The organism is Citrobacter sp. S46_ASV_140 (assembly GCF_018919545.1).
GTDB classification, from domain to species: Bacteria; Pseudomonadota; Gammaproteobacteria; order Enterobacterales; family Enterobacteriaceae; genus Citrobacter; species Citrobacter braakii.
Genome location: NZ_JAHLRC010000088.1, coordinates 1 through 14,805, shown reverse-complemented (window position 1 = coordinate 14,805; position 14,805 = coordinate 1). Strand labels below are relative to the sequence as shown.

The following is a 14,805-nucleotide window of genomic DNA, read 5'->3' as shown; positions in this document are numbered from 1 at the left end:
TTCTGCAATGTGTCCCATAGTGTCTGAGCCTACGTCGCCAAAGCGATCCGCATCTTCAGTCGCACCAATACCAAAGGAGTCCAGCACCATAATAAATGCACGTTTCATCTTGTTCTCCAACATCTGCGCCGCAAAAAAGCGATCAGATCAGTATACAGTTATTCGGTAATACGACGATAGACTGTCGGTGTAATTTCTGGCGCTTTATCGTCAAGGCTAATTGCCGCTTTGACCGCTTTCGCCGCTTCCTGCCAGCTGGCTTCGTCTTTGGCGTGGATCACCGCCAGCGGACGCTGTCCGTCTACGCTGTCGCCCAGACGCGCCATGTCGCTAAAGCCAACGCTGTAATCAATGGTGTCCGAAGCCTGACGACGACCGCCGCCCATGGAAACAACCGCCATTCCCAGCGCACGGGTATCCATAGCGCTGACAAAACCTTCGGTATCAGCATATACCGCTTTGCTGAGCATTGCCGTCGGCAGGTACTTCGCATAATTTTCGACGAAATCGGTCGGGCCTTTCTGCGCCGCAACCATGCGACCAAAAATCTCTGCCGCTTTGCCGTTATCCAGCACCGCCTGCAATTTCGCACGGGCTTCGGCATCGTCTTTCGCCAGATTGCCGGAGATCAGCATTTCCACGCACAGCGCCATCGTGACGTCTAACAGACGTGGATTGCGGTATTCACCTGTCAGGAACTGCACCGCTTCGCGGACTTCTACCGCGTTACCTGCGCTGGATGCCAGTACCTGGTTCATATCGGTTAACAGCGCGGTGGTACGTACACCCGCTCCGTTCGCCACGCCGACAATCGCTTCGGCAAGCGCTTCAGAAAGCTCATAGGTCGGCATAAAGGCGCCGCTGCCGACTTTCACATCCATCACCAGCGCATCCAGCCCTTCCGCCAGCTTTTTCGCCAGGATAGAGCCGGTAATCAGCGGGATGGAATCCACCGTCGCGGTAATATCGCGGGTGGCATAAAAACGTTTATCCGCCGGTGCGAGCGAGCTGGTTTGCCCAATAATCGCCACACCCACGTCTTTAATAATTTCACGGAAACGCGCATCGTCCGGGAAGATGTCAAACCCTGGGATGGCTTCCAGTTTATCGAGCGTACCGCCGGTATGCCCCAGACCACGTCCGGAGATCATCGGAATATAGCCGCCACATGCAGCGACCATCGGGCCTAACATCAGTGACGTTACGTCACCCACGCCGCCGGTAGAGTGTTTATCCACAATCGGGCCGTTCAGTTGCAGGCTTTTCCAGTCCAGCACGGTTCCTGAATCACGCATTGCCATGGTCAGCGAAACACGCTCAGGCATTGTCATATCGTGGAAGAAAATGGTCATCGCCAGGGCGGCGATTTGCCCTTCAGAGATGGTGTTGTCGCGAATCCCATTGATAAAGAAACGAATCTCTTCATCGCTCAGCGCATGACCATCACGTTTTTTACGAATAATTTCTTGTGCGAGAAACATGGTAACCCCCGATAAATCAGGTTAAATGCAGCGGAAAACCCACTGCAATGAATGATTACTCTAAACAATTCGAGTCGCAGGAAGCGGCAAGGAAGCTCATCCCCAGGCGCTTACTACAGTAAGTGACTGGGGTGAGGGAGTGCAGCTAACGCACCTGCGGCTTGCAGTATGACAGTAATTAGTAGCTGCTTGCGCTCTTACCATCGCCGTGACCCAGCGCTTTCAGCAGGCTCGCCAGCAGGCTGGATGCGCCAAAACGATAGTGACGGGAATCGGCCCAGTCAGCGCCAAACAGTTCGTCAGCAATCGCCAGGAACTGCTGTGCATCTTCTGCGGTACGCACGCCGCCTGCCGGTTTGAAACCTACAGTTTTAGAAACGCCCATGTCGCGGATCACTTCCATCATGATGCGTGCGCTTTCCGGCGTCGCATTTACCGGCACTTTACCGGTAGAGGTTTTGATGAAATCAGCACCCGCTTTGATGGAGATTTCAGACGCTTTACGGATAAGACTCTCTTCTTTCAGCTCACCGGTTTCGATGATCACTTTCAGCAGCACGTTTGCCGCCGCACACGCATCTTTACATGCTTTAACCAGATCAAAACCAACCTGCTCGTTACCGGCGATCAGGGCACGGTAAGGGAACACCACGTCAACTTCATCCGCGCCGTAGGCAATCGCCGCGCGGGTTTCAGCCAGCGCAATCTCGATGTCGTCGTTGCCGTGCGGGAAGTTGGTCACGGTTGCAATACGGATGTCCGGAGTGCCTTGCTCTTTCAGCGTCTTACGCGCGATAGGGATAAAACGCGGATAGATGCAAATAGCGGCAGTGTTGCCTACCGGAGTCTTCGCCTGATGACACAGCGCGATCACTTTTTCATTGGTGTCGTCGTCATTCAGGGTGGTCAAGTCCATCAGTTTCAGTGCACGCAGGCTGCTTGCTGTTAAATCGGTCATAACATTCTCCAACGGCATCGCCGTATAAAATTTCACCTTGCGAGTTTGTTAGTATTCTAACATCCGCTCGCTATTACACTTCGATATACATCACAGTTAATGAAAACCACATACAGATTTGCATTACTCTAATGAGATCTACTTCAAATAAATCACCTTTCAAGAAGGGATGCGGTGGCATCAGGCGCATCCGGATCAAAGGTTGTGGCGGCGTTGCTTTCTACAATGGCGTTACACCTTCGGGATAAAAAGGAATCAACGATGCCCACTTCAAGCGAACTCGCGCTGCAACAGCGTTGCCAACAAATCGTGACCAGTCCGGTGCTCAGCCCTGAGCAGAAACGCCACTTCCTGGCGCTGGAGGCTGAAAACGCGCTGCCTTACCCGCTACTACCTGCTGAGGCTCGCCAGGCGCTGGATGACGGGGTGATCTGCGATATGTATGAAGGTCATGCCCCGTTCAAACCGCGCTATGTTTTACCCGACTACGCGCGTTTTCTGGCCAACGGTTCCTCATGGCTGGAACTGGAAGGAGCCAGGGATCTTGATGACGCGTTATCCTTACTCACCATCCTGTATCACCACGTTCCGTCAGTCACCTCGATGCCGGTCTATCTCGGCCAGCTCGACGTTCTGTTGCAACCGTATGTTAGAATTATAACACAAGATGAGATCGATATTCGAATAAAACGTTTCTGGCGTTATCTCGACAGAACCCTGCCAGACGCATTTATGCATGCCAATATCGGCCCCGCTGATACGCCTGTCACCCGTGCAATTTTACGCGCAGACGCAGAGTTAAAGCAGGTTTCGCCTAATTTGACGTTCATTTATGATCCGCAAATTACACCTGACGACCTGCTGCTCAACGTGGCGCAAAATATCTGCGAGTGCAGTAAGCCGCACATTTCCAACGGCCCCGAAAATGATAAAATTTTCACAAAAGGTCAGTATGGCGTCGTCAGCTGTTACAACTCGTTGCCGCTCGCCGGGGGTGGAAGCACGCTGGTCAGGCTCAATCTGAAAGCCATCGCAGAGCGCAGCACCTCTGTCGATGACTTCTTTACGCGCACCCTACCGCACTATTGCCAGCTGCAAATCGCCATCATTGATTCACGATGTGAATTCCTCTATGAAAAATCACATTTCTTTGAGAATAGCTTCCTGGTGCAGGAAGGGTTGATTGATCCCGAACGTTTTGTCCCTATGTTCGGCATGTATGGCCTGGCGGAGGCGGTGAATCTGCTGTGCGATAAGGCGGGGCAGAATGCTCGCTACGGAAAAGACGAGGTCGCCAATCAGCTCGGCTATCGCATCAGCGCCCAACTGGCGGAGTTTGTAGAAAGTACCCCGGTGAAATTTGGCTGGAAGCAGCGCGCAATGCTGCACGCACAGTCAGGGATCAGTTCTGACATCGGCACCACGCCGGGCGCGCGTCTGCCCTACGGCGATGAGCCGGATCCGATCACTCACCTGCAAACCGTCGCACCGCATCATGCGTATTATCACGCTGGGATCAGCGACATTCTCACGCTGGATGAAACCATCAAGCGCAATCCTCAGGCGCTGGTGCAATTGTGCCTCGGGGCGTTTAAAGCTGGGATGCGTGAGTTTACTGCCAACGTGAGTGGTAACGATCTGGTCCGCGTCACCGGCTATATGGTACGCCTGTCGGATCTGGAAAAATATCGCGCCGAAGGTTCACGCACCAACACCACCTGGCTGGGCGAAGAAGCCGCGCGCAATACGCGCATTCTGGAACGACAACCTCGCGTGATTAGCCATGAACAGCAGATGCGCTTCAGTAAGTAAGATCATTCCTTTCTCCTGCGTCGACGGGCCGGGCAGTCGCCTGGCTCTGTTTCTGCAAGGATGTAACCTGCGCTGTAAAAATTGCCACAATCCGTGGACGATGGGACGCTGCAACGACTGCGGGGAATGTGTCCTGCATTGCCCGCATGAAGCGCTGAGCCTGAGTGCGGGGAAAGTGAGATGGCAATCCGACGTATGTCAGCAGTGCGATACCTGCCTGCACATGTGCCCACAGCAGGCCACGCCGATGGCGCAAACCCTGAGCGTTGATGAAGTGCTGCAGCATATTCGCAAGGCGGTGCTGTTTATTGAAGGAATTACGGTCAGCGGCGGCGAAGCGACCACCCAGTTGCCGTTTATCGTGGCGCTGTTTAACGCGATCAAAACCGATCCGCAGTTGCAACACCTGACCTGCATGGTAGACAGCAACGGCATGCTGAGCGAAACCGGCTGGCAAAAACTACTGCCGGTATGCGACGGCGTAATGCTCGATTTAAAAGCCTGGGATAGCGCGTGTCATCGACAGTTGACTGGCCGCGATAACACGCTGATTAAACAAAGCATTACCTTTTTGTCTGGGCAGGGAAAACTTGCGGAACTGCGCCTGCTGGTTATTCCTGACCACGTGGATTATCTACAGCATATCGATGCGCTGGCGGCGTTTATCAAACGTTCAGGTGATGTTCCGGTGCGGCTAAATGCCTTTCATGCGCACGGGGTGTACGGCGAAGCGAAGGACTGGCCGAGCGCCACGCCTGAGGATGTGGAGCAACTGGCGCAAGGATTGCGCGAGCGCGGAGTGGATAATTTGATCTTCCCGGCGCTGTACCTGTAATTGCCGGATGCGACGTATCCGTCGTCCGGCAATTAAAAATCAAATAACGCCGTCGTATTGCGATACAGCGCATCAGCGATAACATCCGCAGGTTCCAGGCGCAGCTCGCAGAGGACATTAAAGACTCTGACCACCTGCTCCGGGCGATTGGGCTGTCCCTGAAAGCCGTTGAGCGGCATATCCGGCGCGTCAGTTTCCAGCAGCAGTGAGTCCAGCGGCAGTTGCGCCATTACCTCGCGGGTTTTACTAGCGCGCGGATAGGTAATGGTGCCGCCCACGCCAATTTTGTAGCCCAGTTGCACAAAACGTTCGGCCTGCTGCACGCTCCCGGAAAATCCATGCACCACGCCGGTTCGCGGTAAAGCATGGCGTTTCAGGTACATCGCCAGCTTGTCATGAGTGCGCCGCGAATGCAGGATCACCGGCAGTTCGTAACGCTTCGCCAGCTTAAGCTGCGCTTCCAGCAGCCGCTCTTGCTTATCGAATTGCGGATCGTCCCGATAAAGATCCAGCCCAATCTCGCCTACCGCCACCAGCTTTTGCGGGCGCTTATCCAGCGCCTGCTGCAACTGCTCCAGACAGTCATCGCTATGTTGTTCAATAACAATGGGGTGCAGCCCCAGGGCGGCAAACAATGGAGGGTAATTTTCCGCTAACGCCAGTACACGGGAAAAATTTGCCGCCTGGGTGGCCGGAACGATAATGCTTTGCACGCCGACGTCAGCCGCGCCCTGAATACTGGCAGATTCATCGCCCGTAAACGGCGGAAAATCAAAGTGACAATGCGTATCAATAAAACGATAACTCACGCCAAATCCTCATTATTAAACGTCGTGTCGTTAGCCTGAGGCGCATTGGTCACCACGGGGGCGTGAGCGTCGTTAGCCACCGGCGCAGGTGGAACCACGACCGGTCCCGGCACCACAATCTTCGGCGTCTGACGAGGCAGCGGCGCATTTTTCGCCAGCAGCTTGCCGACGGTTGCCAGGAAGTAACGACCACACAGGCGTCCGGTCTTGTAATCTTCCCGCAGCGCCGGAATACGGCTTCCTAATGCCATGCTATGGAGCGGTTTGGGCGGGTAGATCTCAAAGATACGCAGCTTGCCCGGCGGTTTCTCAATAAAACTCTGAATCGCGCGATAGCTGGCTTCATGGTGCTGGACCAGATTCAGCAGCGGTTGCAGGCTGCTTTCGCCCAGCCAGCGTTCCATACGCTTGAACCACTGCGGGGTGTAATACATTTGCGAAGGCACGGTGCGGATAACCACCAGCGTTTTTGCCCCCTGCTTCGCCGCTTCCTGCACGGGAATGGCGTCGCTGACTCCCCCATCGAGATAATTCACACCATCCAGCGCAACCCCGGCGCGGTAGAACCCGGGAATCGCGCTGGAGGCACGAATAAGATCGAGCCAGTTTTGCCGGTTCGGCGAAAAATAGCCAGGCGTGTAGTCATCGCCCCGACAGGCGCACATATAAAACGATTTCCCTGCGGCAAACAGGCGCTCGGCGTTATCCATCGCCAGCGGCATCTGGGACGCGGTCGAATCCACTAGCCAATCGAGATCGATTAAATTTCCCCCGCGCACAAAGCGCACCGGGTCAAAAAATTCACGTCGGGTAGTGTAACGCATGATGACTTTACGGCCGTAACCCGGCTGGTTACAAAGATAGGCTGAAAGGTTTTGCGCACCAGCGGAGGTCCCGTAGAAGAGATCAAAAGGATTGAACTGCGCGCGCATGAATTCATCCAATACGCCAGCGGTGAAGATGCCTCTTTGTCCGCCGCCCTCACACACCAGCGCCATACTGCCTGGTTGAAACGGACGTAACGATAACGGCGCAATATTACCGAGCGTGACGGGTATTCTCTGCCCCACCTCTGCCTTCCTGTTGTTTTTGTAATAGAACAACAAAGTAACGCAAATTGCCTGATGCTAAAACCGTAAAAGCCAGTCCGGTGGACTGGCTTAGTAGCAAGTTATCTTTACGGTTAATCCCCAAAATAATTCGAGTCACAAGAAGGCGGCAAGGGCGTGAATCCCGATCTGCTTACTCTGGTAAGTGATACGGGCGAGCACGCGTAGCCAGCGCACCTTTAACTTGAAGAATAAAGGGGATGTCGCTAGGGCCGTTTACGACCTGTAAACAGGCTGACCAGAAACAGAATGATCCCCACCACAAAAACAATTTTCGCTGCGCCAGCAGCGGTACCCGCCAGTCCACCAAAACCCAGTGCAGCGGCAATTAACGCGATAACCAGAAATATGATGCCCCATCGAAACATGCGCTTCTCCTTTACCATAGTTAATGTCACCGCTTGATATGAGCACTCAGGCTGCCCATCGGCGATATTTTCAGTGTGGTGCACAACACGCCTCCCGACAAACGTCGGGAGGACGAATTAAGTCTAATTAGTGAGTTTTAAGATCGTTTTTGACGCTTTTCACGCCATCAATCGCTTTGGCGATGCTCTCAGCGCGATCGCTTTGAGCCTGTGATTCAACGGTTCCTGAAAGCTGTACCACGCCATCGGTGGTTTCAACTTTCACTTTGCGGGAAGGGACAATATCATCGGCCAGCAGCTTGGCTTTTACCTCACTGGTGATTGCCGTATCGCCCGCATAGCCTTTTACAGAAGTGTCTTTGCTATCACGTACGTGCAGTTTGTCGCTAACGGAGGTCACACCCTCAACGCCTTTGGCGACTTTAACGGCCTCTTCGGCCTGTGCCTGGCTTTCAACAAACCCGCTTAGCGTCACCACCTTCTGGTCGGTTTTAACGGAAATGTCGGTGCTCTTAATGCTATCGTGATCCACCAGCGCGGCTTTTACTTTCGCAGTGATGGTGCTGTCATCCATGAAATTACCGACTTTGTTCATGGAGCTATCGACTTTCTGCCCCGCACTTTCGACGCCGGATTGCGTTTTATCCGTCGTGGAGTTTTCTGCATAAGCAGAACCCGTTGCAACAGCGGAGGTCAGCATCACGGCCAGCAGCGTTTTAGAAATCTTAAGTCCTGTCATTGTCATCGATGTATTCCTGTATGTTTGCTAAAAGCTGCGCTCTGCCGTAAAACGGCTTGAGCCAGCAACTAATCTTGTAAGTGGAATAAATATCAGCAATAGAAGCTGCAACAGGCAGCCTAAAAAGCATTTAACGCCGACATTTATGTCATCACATTGTTAAATATAGTTCAGGATTTCGTGATCGCAGTCCAGATTGACTAAAAAACGTGCAAACAAAAGAAAAACGAGAGGTTTTAAGAACATTCCGCAAGGGATTTAAAAGACAGGAAAAGTTGTAGGGCACGGCGGATACCGTGCCCTGAAGGTCGATTAGTGTTCGCGCGTTTTGCGGAACTGAACGTCAGGGTAACGTTCCTGGGTGAGATTCAGGTTAACCATGGTCGGCGCGATATAAGTGAGGTTATCGCCGCCATCCAGCGCCAGCTGAATTTCGTTTTTACGCTTGAATTCTTCGAATTTCTTCACGTCAGAACACTCTACCCAGCGTGCTGTCGCTACGTTGACCGACTCATAAATCGCTTCAACGTTGTATTCGCTCTTCAGGCGTGAAACCACCACGTCGAACTGCAGCACACCAACAGCGCCCACGATCAGATCGTTATTAGCGATCGGACGGAAAACCTGCACTGCGCCCTCTTCGGACAGCTGAACCAGCCCTTTCAGCAGCTGTTTCTGCTTCAACGGATCCTTCAGACGAATGCGACGGAACAGCTCCGGCGCGAAGTTCGGAATACCGGTGAACTTCATCATTTCGCCTTGGGTAAAGGTATCGCCAATCTGGATAGTGCCGTGGTTGTGCAGACCCAGAATATCGCCCGGATACGCTTCTTCCACGTGAGAACGGTCACCAGCCATAAAGGTCAGCGCATCGGAGATAACCACGTCTTTACCAATGCGCACCTGGCGCATTTTCATGCCTTTCTCGTACTTGCCGGACACCACGCGCATAAACGCCACGCGGTCACGGTGTTTCGGGTCCATGTTGGCCTGAATTTTAAACACGAAGCCGGTGAACTTCTCTTCTGAGGCTTCAACAACGCGGGTGTCGGTTTTACGCGGCATCGGCGCAGGCGCCCACTCCACTAAGCCATCCAGCATATGATCAACGCCGAAGTTACCGAGCGCGGTACCGAAGAATACCGGGGTGATTTCGCCCGCGAGGAACAGCTCATGGTCGAACTCGTTAGACGCGCCCTGCACCAGCTCCAGCTCGTCGCGCAGCTGCTGCGCCAGGTCTTCCCCCACGGCGGCATCGAGTTCCGGGTTGTTCAGACCTTTAACAATGCGCACTTCCTGAATGGTGTGCCCTTTACCCGTCTGGTACAGGTAAGTTTCGTCTTTATATAGGTGATAGACGCCTTTGAACAACTTACCGCAGCCAATCGGCCAGGTGATCGGCGCACAGCCGATTTTCAGTTCATTCTCGACTTCATCCAGCAGCTCCATCGGATCGCGGATGTCACGGTCGAGTTTGTTCATAAAGGTCAGGATCGGGGTATCACGCAGACGGGTAACTTCCATCAGCTTACGGGTCCGGTCTTCAACACCTTTTGCGGCGTCGATGACCATCAGGCAGCAGTCCACCGCCGTCAGAGTACGGTATGTATCTTCAGAGAAGTCTTCGTGCCCAGGGGTGTCCAGCAGGTTTACCAGGCAGTCATGATATGGAAACTGCATCACAGAGGTGGTAATGGAGATACCACGCTGCTTTTCCATTTCCATCCAGTCAGATTTCGCATGCTGGCTGGAGCCACGGCCTTTTACCGTACCGGCGGTCTGAATCGCCTGTCCGAATAACAGTACCTTTTCAGTAATTGTCGTTTTACCGGCATCCGGGTGAGAAATAATGGCAAAAGTGCGGCGTTTGGCCACCTCTTGCAAATAAGGAGACAACGTCATAGTCAAATCTTCTTAGGTAAGCACGGCAACAGGCCGTGCAAGTTGAATACGAAAAATTGCGGCTATTTTACCCATCAACGGGGGGGAGGCAATCAGTGTTTACACAGGAGCCGCTCCAGTTCACTTAATGACGCCACGGTCCAGGTCGGCTGAATGCCCGCTGGCTGCTCGCGGTGGTGCGTATTTAGCCAGCAGGTGGATAGCCCGGCGTTAATGCCGCCAAGAATATCGGACTCTGCGGTGTCGCCCACCATCAGTACGCGAGAACGCTCAGGATTGCCCGCCTGCTCCAGCGCATGGTCAAAAATACGGGGATCGGGTTTTGCCACGCCAACCTGCTCAGAAATCACCAGCAGGTCGAAATAGTCGCGCAGCCCCGTCCGCTCAAGGCGGATTTGCTGCAACGCCGTAAAGCCGTTAGTAATAATACCGATTTTTGTTTTATCACGAATCGCATTGAGCAGAGAAACCGCCCCTGGCAACGGCGAGCAAATCTCCGCCATCGCATTGATAAAGGCGTCATTAAGCTGGCCTGGCTCAACCTTCAGGCGTTCAGCCCAGCTCTGAAAACGAGCGTGCTGGAGTTGTAATGAGGTTATCGCACCGTTTTGATAATCCACCCACAGCGGTTTATTTACGGCCTGGTAGTCCTGAAAATCTTCAGCGGTAAAGGTAATGCTATAGTCGAGAAACATCCGCTGTAAGCCGGTAAACGAGTCAAACGTAAACAGCGTTTCGTCGGCATCAAAGAAAATCCAGTCCCACTTCTTCATCATTACACCTTGTCTTACATGCTGATTGGCAATGCCATTATAATGGCGTCTTCATGACCATCGGCCGTCGGATAGTAATTGCGCCGGATCGTCGCCTCGTTAAAGCCCAGGCTTTCGTACAGCGCGATAGCGGCAGCATTTGAGGCGCGCACTTCAAGCCACAGTGTCAAAATGCCACGCTTTTCCAGCTCATCGATCAGGTATTCCAGTAGCTCACGCCCCAGGCCCCGGCGCTGAAAGTCAGGATCGACGGCAATATTGAACAGCGTAGCTTCATCCAGCACGACCTGTGTAATCGCAAAGGCGGCCATTACGTCGTCAACCCTCAACTGAAAATTGAGGTAGCGATCGCCCTGGTTGCTGGCAAATGTTTTTTCACTCCACGGAAAAGCGTGAGCGCGTTTTTCAATCTGAAATGCTGCAGGTAAATCAGTCGGTTCGAGGGAAGAAATCGTGTTCATATGCGCAGATTTGTTGCCATAACGCGGCGCGGGCCGCGGGGTTTTCCCGTAATTCATTAAACGCAGGACTCTCGACCTGAGCGCCCTCCAGCAGCAGCGGCTCTTCGGTACCCAGCCGCCAGCTATTACAGCGACTGCCCTGCGGCAGCATGGCGACGCGGTCAGGCGTCAGTTGTAAAACCTGATCCGGGCTGACGGTTAATGCGCGTAAAATATCGCTCATCAACGGTTCGGTTAGTGCGGGTAATTGTGCAGCAACCATCACCAAACGGACGTGCGCAGGAATAGAAATCGCGATCTCGCCCTGCAGTGCGCCGGGACGACGCAATGACCACTGCGTAATGCCCAGTTGCTGTAACTGCCAGTCTCGTCGGGATGTCATAGCGAAACACTCCTGTCTATCAGGGGCGCAAATATAGCAAATTTGTCGAATCCGTGCCATCAAACAACTATAATCCCCGCTGTACAATTTAAGGAGCACTCCATGTCTGCTTTTACCCCGGCAAGTGAAGTCTTGCTGCGCCACAGTGATGATTTCGAACAAAGCCGTATTCTGTTTGCCGGTGATTTGCAGGATGACCTGCCTGCCCATTTCGAATGCGCCGCCAGCCGTGCGCACACTCAGCAGCTTCACCACTGGCAGGTGCTTAACCGCCAGATGGGCGACAACGTTCGCTTTAGCCTCGTTGCCCAGGCCGATGACGTTGCCGATAGTGATACGCTAATCTACTACTGGCCGAAGAATAAGCCGGAAGCCCAGTTCCAGTTGATGAACATTCTGTCGCTGTTACCGGTGGGCACCGATATTTTTGTTGTTGGTGAGAACCGCAGCGGCGTACGTAGCGCAGAGCAGATGCTGGCCGAATACGCGCCGCTGAACAAAGTCGACAGCGCGCGTCGCTGTGGCCTGTACCATGGTCGTCTGGAAAAACAGCCGGTCTTTGATGCAGAAAAATACTGGGATGAATACCAGACCGAAAATCTGACCATCAAAACGCTGCCGGGCGTATTCAGCCGTGACGGCCTGGATGTTGGCAGCCAACTGTTGCTCTCCACGCTGACGCCGCACACCAAAGGCAAAGTTCTGGATGTCGGCTGCGGTGCAGGTGTACTCTCCGTCGCCTTAGCCAGCCACTCGCCAAAAGTGCGCTTAACCCTGTGCGATGTTAGTGCCGCCGCCGTTGAAGCCAGCCGCGCAACGCTTGCTGCCAACGGTATTGAAGGAGACGTAATCGCCAGTAACGTCTTTTCTGACGTGACGGGTCGCTTTGATATGATCATCTCCAACCCACCGTTCCACGACGGGATGCAGACCAGCCTCGATGCCGCGCAAACGCTGATTCGCGGTGCAGTGCGCCACCTCAACAGCGGCGGTGAACTGCGTATCGTGGCGAACGCCTTCCTGCCTTATCCGAAGGTACTGGATGAAGTGTTTGGCTTCCACGAAGTTATCGCGCAGACCGGTCGCTTCAAGGTCTATCGCACCATCATGACGCGTCAGGCGAAGAAGTAGAACGGCCATCCCATGCCGGATAAGGTGCCTGCACCGCCATCCGGCAGGGTTTGCTAAATGCGGGGTGGCACTTCGTTTACACGGCCTGCGTTTAGCGCCCATTTTTACATCAATTAAGCGCGTCCTGGGCAATTAACTATTGACGAAAAGTTGAAAACCACTAGAATGCGCCTCCGTGGTAACGATACTTTTTTAAGTGTCGATGGTATGCGAAGGTGGCGGAATTGGTAGACGCGCTAGCTTCAGGTGTTAGTGTCCTTTCGGACGTGGGGGTTCAAGTCCCCCCCCTCGCACCATAATCCACGTTGATATTGCTCGCACTGGGCGAAGGTGGCGGAATTGGTAGACGCGCTAGCTTCAGGTGTTAGTGTCCTTAGGATGTGGGGGTTCGAGTCCCCCCCCTCGCACCAATTATCTTATTTCCCTCTCGATTTTCTTCCCTGTTTTGTTCATCCCTGATTCCCGTTCATCATCACCAGAACAATGCCGCCGATTAGCGCCGCACATGAAGGCAACAGGACAAAATGCCGCAAACGCTTGTGGTACAGCATGAGTGAAGTCAACAGTAATCCTAATACAATCATCGCCTTCCATACGTAGACCGACAGGTCGCTAAATGCCATCCCGGCAATCAGTATTCCCGGCAGCAGAACCCCCCATCCACTGCCCAGCGTACGTTGCAACATGGTACCACCTATGACATTGATAATGATAACCAATATCATATGATAAATTTTCTCATTTGTCAGCTGGGAGGCACTATCAATTATATGAGTTTTACTTAACGATTGATGACATGAATAATTTAAGGTGATAAATTGCTCGCCGGTTAGCTTTTCAACTAAAAACAATAAAAACCTCTGCGAATGATACCCCGTTCGTTATTTGTTTTATTTACCAACACACCTTCGTACATTGCAGATAACTAACAATATTTACCTATGACAGTACAATCCTGGCGAGCTCTGCGCACCAAAAAATACCAACTCTCTTTACGATTGTTTCTGCTACTCAACGCAGTCTCCGCGTTGTTTACGCTTTTTTTTCCCCTGTTTGCCGTCAAAGCGTTGTCAGTACCGGCATTGCTGATTCTCGTGATGAGTACATTGTTGCTGGCATGGCATAGGAAATATGTGGATAAAAGAATTAATCTTCCTTTTATTTCAATCGTTTTTGGTTTGCTATGGGCATTACATATTTTCCTGAAATATAACGCACTGGGTCATAATGATTATTATTTTCTATTAATCGCGCTTCTCAGCGTGCTGTTTATTGGATCTATCGCTTTTGCCAATAATATCATCGCGTTTACGCTTCACTCATTGCCTTCCGTCGCCGTCTGTTTATGGCTGAATGGCAGCGAGCATGGTTTGCGAATTATCTATTTTATGGCGCTGCCCATGGCCGGGATCGCCATCCAGCATGTGATACAAAAACGCTACGATGGCTTCGCCCAGCAGCTGATGTATAAACTGCTGGAAGAACGGGAGACCCTGAACGGGCTCAGCATGCTCGACCCGCTAACCGGTTTGTACAATCGTCGGGGGCTGCAACACCGACTCGATACGCTGTTGGCCTTGAGCAACGCGAAGCACTACGTCTTGCTGCTGGATATCGACCATTTCAAAGCCTATAACGATCACTACGGTCATATGATGGGAGATCAGGCGCTGATCCGCGTCTCTGCCGCGATTCGTGACTCCGTGCGCTCCCGGGACGTGGTGGCGCGCTTTGGTGGGGAAGAGTTTATGGTTTTGCTGACCGCGGTCGATCCCCAGCAGGCCCAGGCTGCCGCCGAACGTATTCGCCAGAAGGTGTACGACCTTAAAATTCCTCACATGTTTAACGAGAGCGTGGCAACCAACGTAACCGTGAGTATTGGTATTGCGCCTCTGGTCGAGCAGGATATTGATGCCGCTGTTGCCCGAGCGGATAAAGCCCTTTATGAGGCCAAGAGCCTTGGGCGCAACAGTACGCTGGTCAGCGATGACCTGCGAGTAAACTGCCCTTCTGCCTGAGCTATCTGTGCGGTGTCGCCCGGGATG

The 14,805-nt window shown here is 52.9% G+C and carries 16 protein-coding genes and 2 tRNA genes; 6 read left to right on the top strand and 12 right to left on the bottom strand.

Going from position 1 to position 14,805, the window contains the following annotated elements; genetic code table 11:
- The 3 genes from KQJ19_RS24055 to deoC all read right to left on the bottom strand — a co-directional run.
- The coding region (locus KQJ19_RS24055) for a hypothetical protein (RefSeq protein WP_253296375.1) at positions 1-108 on the bottom strand (108 nt) is incomplete at its 3' end.
- 50 nt (positions 109-158) lie between these two features.
- Positions 159-1,481: a thymidine phosphorylase gene (deoA, locus tag KQJ19_RS17995; protein WP_016151609.1), complete on the bottom strand. Its 1,323-nt coding sequence runs from the start codon at positions 1,479-1,481 to the stop codon at positions 159-161.
- A 178-nt stretch (positions 1,482-1,659) separates the two neighbouring features.
- Positions 1,660-2,439 (bottom strand): deoxyribose-phosphate aldolase, encoded by a 780-nt coding sequence (deoC, locus tag KQJ19_RS17990; protein WP_016155634.1) that lies wholly within the window; start codon positions 2,437-2,439, stop codon positions 1,660-1,662.
- A gap of 261 nt (positions 2,440-2,700) precedes the next feature.
- On the opposite strand from deoC, the gene KQJ19_RS17985 reads away from it, so the two are divergent.
- Both KQJ19_RS17985 and KQJ19_RS17980 read left to right on the top strand, forming a co-directional pair.
- A complete protein-coding gene (locus tag KQJ19_RS17985) occupies positions 2,701-4,251 on the top strand; it encodes a YjjI family glycine radical enzyme (RefSeq protein ID WP_216403934.1) in 1,551 nt (516 codons plus the stop codon).
- The gene (locus KQJ19_RS17980) at positions 4,223-5,086 is read left to right on the top strand and encodes a YjjW family glycine radical enzyme activase (RefSeq protein WP_103766857.1); all 864 of its coding nucleotides are present in this window, start codon (positions 4,223-4,225) and stop codon (positions 5,084-5,086) included. Before KQJ19_RS17985 ends, KQJ19_RS17980 begins: the two co-directional genes overlap by 29 nt.
- Before the next feature lie 32 nt (positions 5,087-5,118).
- On the opposite strand, the gene KQJ19_RS17975 is transcribed toward KQJ19_RS17980, so the two are convergent.
- The 8 genes from KQJ19_RS17975 to holD form a co-directional block, all read right to left on the bottom strand.
- Complete coding sequence (locus KQJ19_RS17975; RefSeq protein WP_216403933.1) at positions 5,119-5,895, bottom strand: metal-dependent hydrolase; 777 nt, start codon at positions 5,893-5,895, stop codon at positions 5,119-5,121.
- Entirely contained in the window at positions 5,892-6,965 is a 1,074-nt protein-coding gene (locus KQJ19_RS17970) for a patatin family protein (RefSeq protein WP_016151604.1), read from the bottom strand. The genes KQJ19_RS17975 and KQJ19_RS17970 overlap by 4 nt, the downstream gene beginning before the upstream one ends.
- 245 nt (positions 6,966-7,210) lie before the next feature.
- Positions 7,211-7,372, bottom strand: a complete 162-nt coding sequence (locus KQJ19_RS17965; RefSeq protein WP_003019081.1) for a DUF1328 family protein — start codon at positions 7,370-7,372, stop codon at positions 7,211-7,213.
- Positions 7,373-7,499: 127 nt separating this feature from the next.
- Positions 7,500-8,117, bottom strand: coding sequence for a molecular chaperone OsmY (osmY, locus tag KQJ19_RS17960; protein WP_016151602.1), 618 nt, complete (start codon positions 8,115-8,117; stop codon positions 7,500-7,502).
- A 306-nt stretch (positions 8,118-8,423) separates the two neighbouring features.
- Positions 8,424-10,013 (bottom strand): peptide chain release factor 3, encoded by a 1,590-nt coding sequence (gene prfC, locus KQJ19_RS17955; RefSeq protein WP_016151601.1) that lies wholly within the window; start codon positions 10,011-10,013, stop codon positions 8,424-8,426.
- A gap of 92 nt (positions 10,014-10,105) precedes the next feature.
- Entirely contained in the window at positions 10,106-10,786 is a 681-nt protein-coding gene (gene yjjG, locus KQJ19_RS17950) for a pyrimidine 5'-nucleotidase (RefSeq protein WP_016151600.1), read from the bottom strand.
- Between the two features lie 14 nt (positions 10,787-10,800).
- A complete protein-coding gene (gene rimI, locus KQJ19_RS17945) occupies positions 10,801-11,247 on the bottom strand; it encodes a ribosomal protein S18-alanine N-acetyltransferase (RefSeq protein WP_005123887.1) in 447 nt (148 codons plus the stop codon).
- Positions 11,216-11,629 (bottom strand): DNA polymerase III subunit psi, encoded by a 414-nt coding sequence (gene holD, locus KQJ19_RS17940; protein WP_003837254.1) that lies wholly within the window; start codon positions 11,627-11,629, stop codon positions 11,216-11,218. Before holD ends, rimI begins: the two co-directional genes overlap by 32 nt.
- Positions 11,630-11,731: 102 nt before the next feature.
- Between holD and rsmC the strand changes: the two genes are divergently transcribed.
- The 3 genes from rsmC to KQJ19_RS17925 all read left to right on the top strand — a co-directional run bounded on the left by rsmC (position 11,732) and on the right by KQJ19_RS17925 (position 13,170).
- Positions 11,732-12,760 (top strand): 16S rRNA (guanine(1207)-N(2))-methyltransferase RsmC, encoded by a 1,029-nt coding sequence (gene rsmC, locus KQJ19_RS17935; RefSeq protein ID WP_016151599.1) that lies wholly within the window; start codon positions 11,732-11,734, stop codon positions 12,758-12,760.
- 209 nt (positions 12,761-12,969) lie between these two features.
- Positions 12,970-13,056 (top strand) — tRNA-Leu (locus tag KQJ19_RS17930).
- 28 nt (positions 13,057-13,084) lie between these two features.
- A tRNA-Leu gene (locus tag KQJ19_RS17925) sits at positions 13,085-13,170 on the top strand.
- Between the two features lie 39 nt (positions 13,171-13,209).
- Here the strand turns inward: KQJ19_RS17925 and KQJ19_RS17920 are convergent.
- Complete coding sequence (locus KQJ19_RS17920) at positions 13,210-13,485, bottom strand: DUF1435 domain-containing protein (RefSeq protein WP_019078313.1); 276 nt, start codon at positions 13,483-13,485, stop codon at positions 13,210-13,212.
- A gap of 216 nt (positions 13,486-13,701) precedes the next feature.
- On the opposite strand from KQJ19_RS17920, the gene KQJ19_RS17915 reads away from it, so the two are divergent.
- On the top strand, positions 13,702-14,778 hold the full coding sequence (locus KQJ19_RS17915) for a GGDEF domain-containing protein (protein ID WP_016151597.1): 1,077 nt from the start codon (positions 13,702-13,704) through the stop codon (positions 14,776-14,778).
- Positions 14,779-14,805 lie beyond the last annotated feature (27 nt).

Excerpts from the sequence above, each read along its gene's own strand:
- deoA (WP_016151609.1), bottom strand. The coding sequence starts at position 1,481 with ATGTTTCTCGCACAAGAAATTATTCGTAAAAAACGTGATGGTCATGCG.
- deoC (WP_016155634.1), bottom strand. The coding sequence starts at position 2,439 with ATGACCGATTTAACAGCAAGCAGCCTGCGTGCACTGAAACTGATGGAC.
- KQJ19_RS17985 (WP_216403934.1), top strand. The coding sequence starts at position 2,701 with ATGCCCACTTCAAGCGAACTCGCGCTGCAACAGCGTTGCCAACAAATC.
- KQJ19_RS17980 (WP_103766857.1), top strand. The coding sequence starts at position 4,223 with ATGAACAGCAGATGCGCTTCAGTAAGTAAGATCATTCCTTTCTCCTGC.
- KQJ19_RS17965 (WP_003019081.1), bottom strand. The coding sequence starts at position 7,372 with ATGTTTCGATGGGGCATCATATTTCTGGTTATCGCGTTAATTGCCGCT.
- osmY (WP_016151602.1), bottom strand. The coding sequence starts at position 8,117 with ATGACAATGACAGGACTTAAGATTTCTAAAACGCTGCTGGCCGTGATG.
- prfC (WP_016151601.1), bottom strand. The coding sequence starts at position 10,013 with ATGACGTTGTCTCCTTATTTGCAAGAGGTGGCCAAACGCCGCACTTTT.
- yjjG (WP_016151600.1), bottom strand. The coding sequence starts at position 10,786 with ATGAAGAAGTGGGACTGGATTTTCTTTGATGCCGACGAAACGCTGTTT.
- rimI (WP_005123887.1), bottom strand. The coding sequence starts at position 11,247 with ATGAACACGATTTCTTCCCTCGAACCGACTGATTTACCTGCAGCATTT.
- holD (WP_003837254.1), bottom strand. The coding sequence starts at position 11,629 with ATGACATCCCGACGAGACTGGCAGTTACAGCAACTGGGCATTACGCAG.
- rsmC (WP_016151599.1), top strand. The coding sequence starts at position 11,732 with ATGTCTGCTTTTACCCCGGCAAGTGAAGTCTTGCTGCGCCACAGTGAT.
- KQJ19_RS17920 (WP_019078313.1), bottom strand. The coding sequence starts at position 13,485 with ATGATATTGGTTATCATTATCAATGTCATAGGTGGTACCATGTTGCAA.
- KQJ19_RS17915 (WP_016151597.1), top strand. The coding sequence starts at position 13,702 with ATGACAGTACAATCCTGGCGAGCTCTGCGCACCAAAAAATACCAACTC.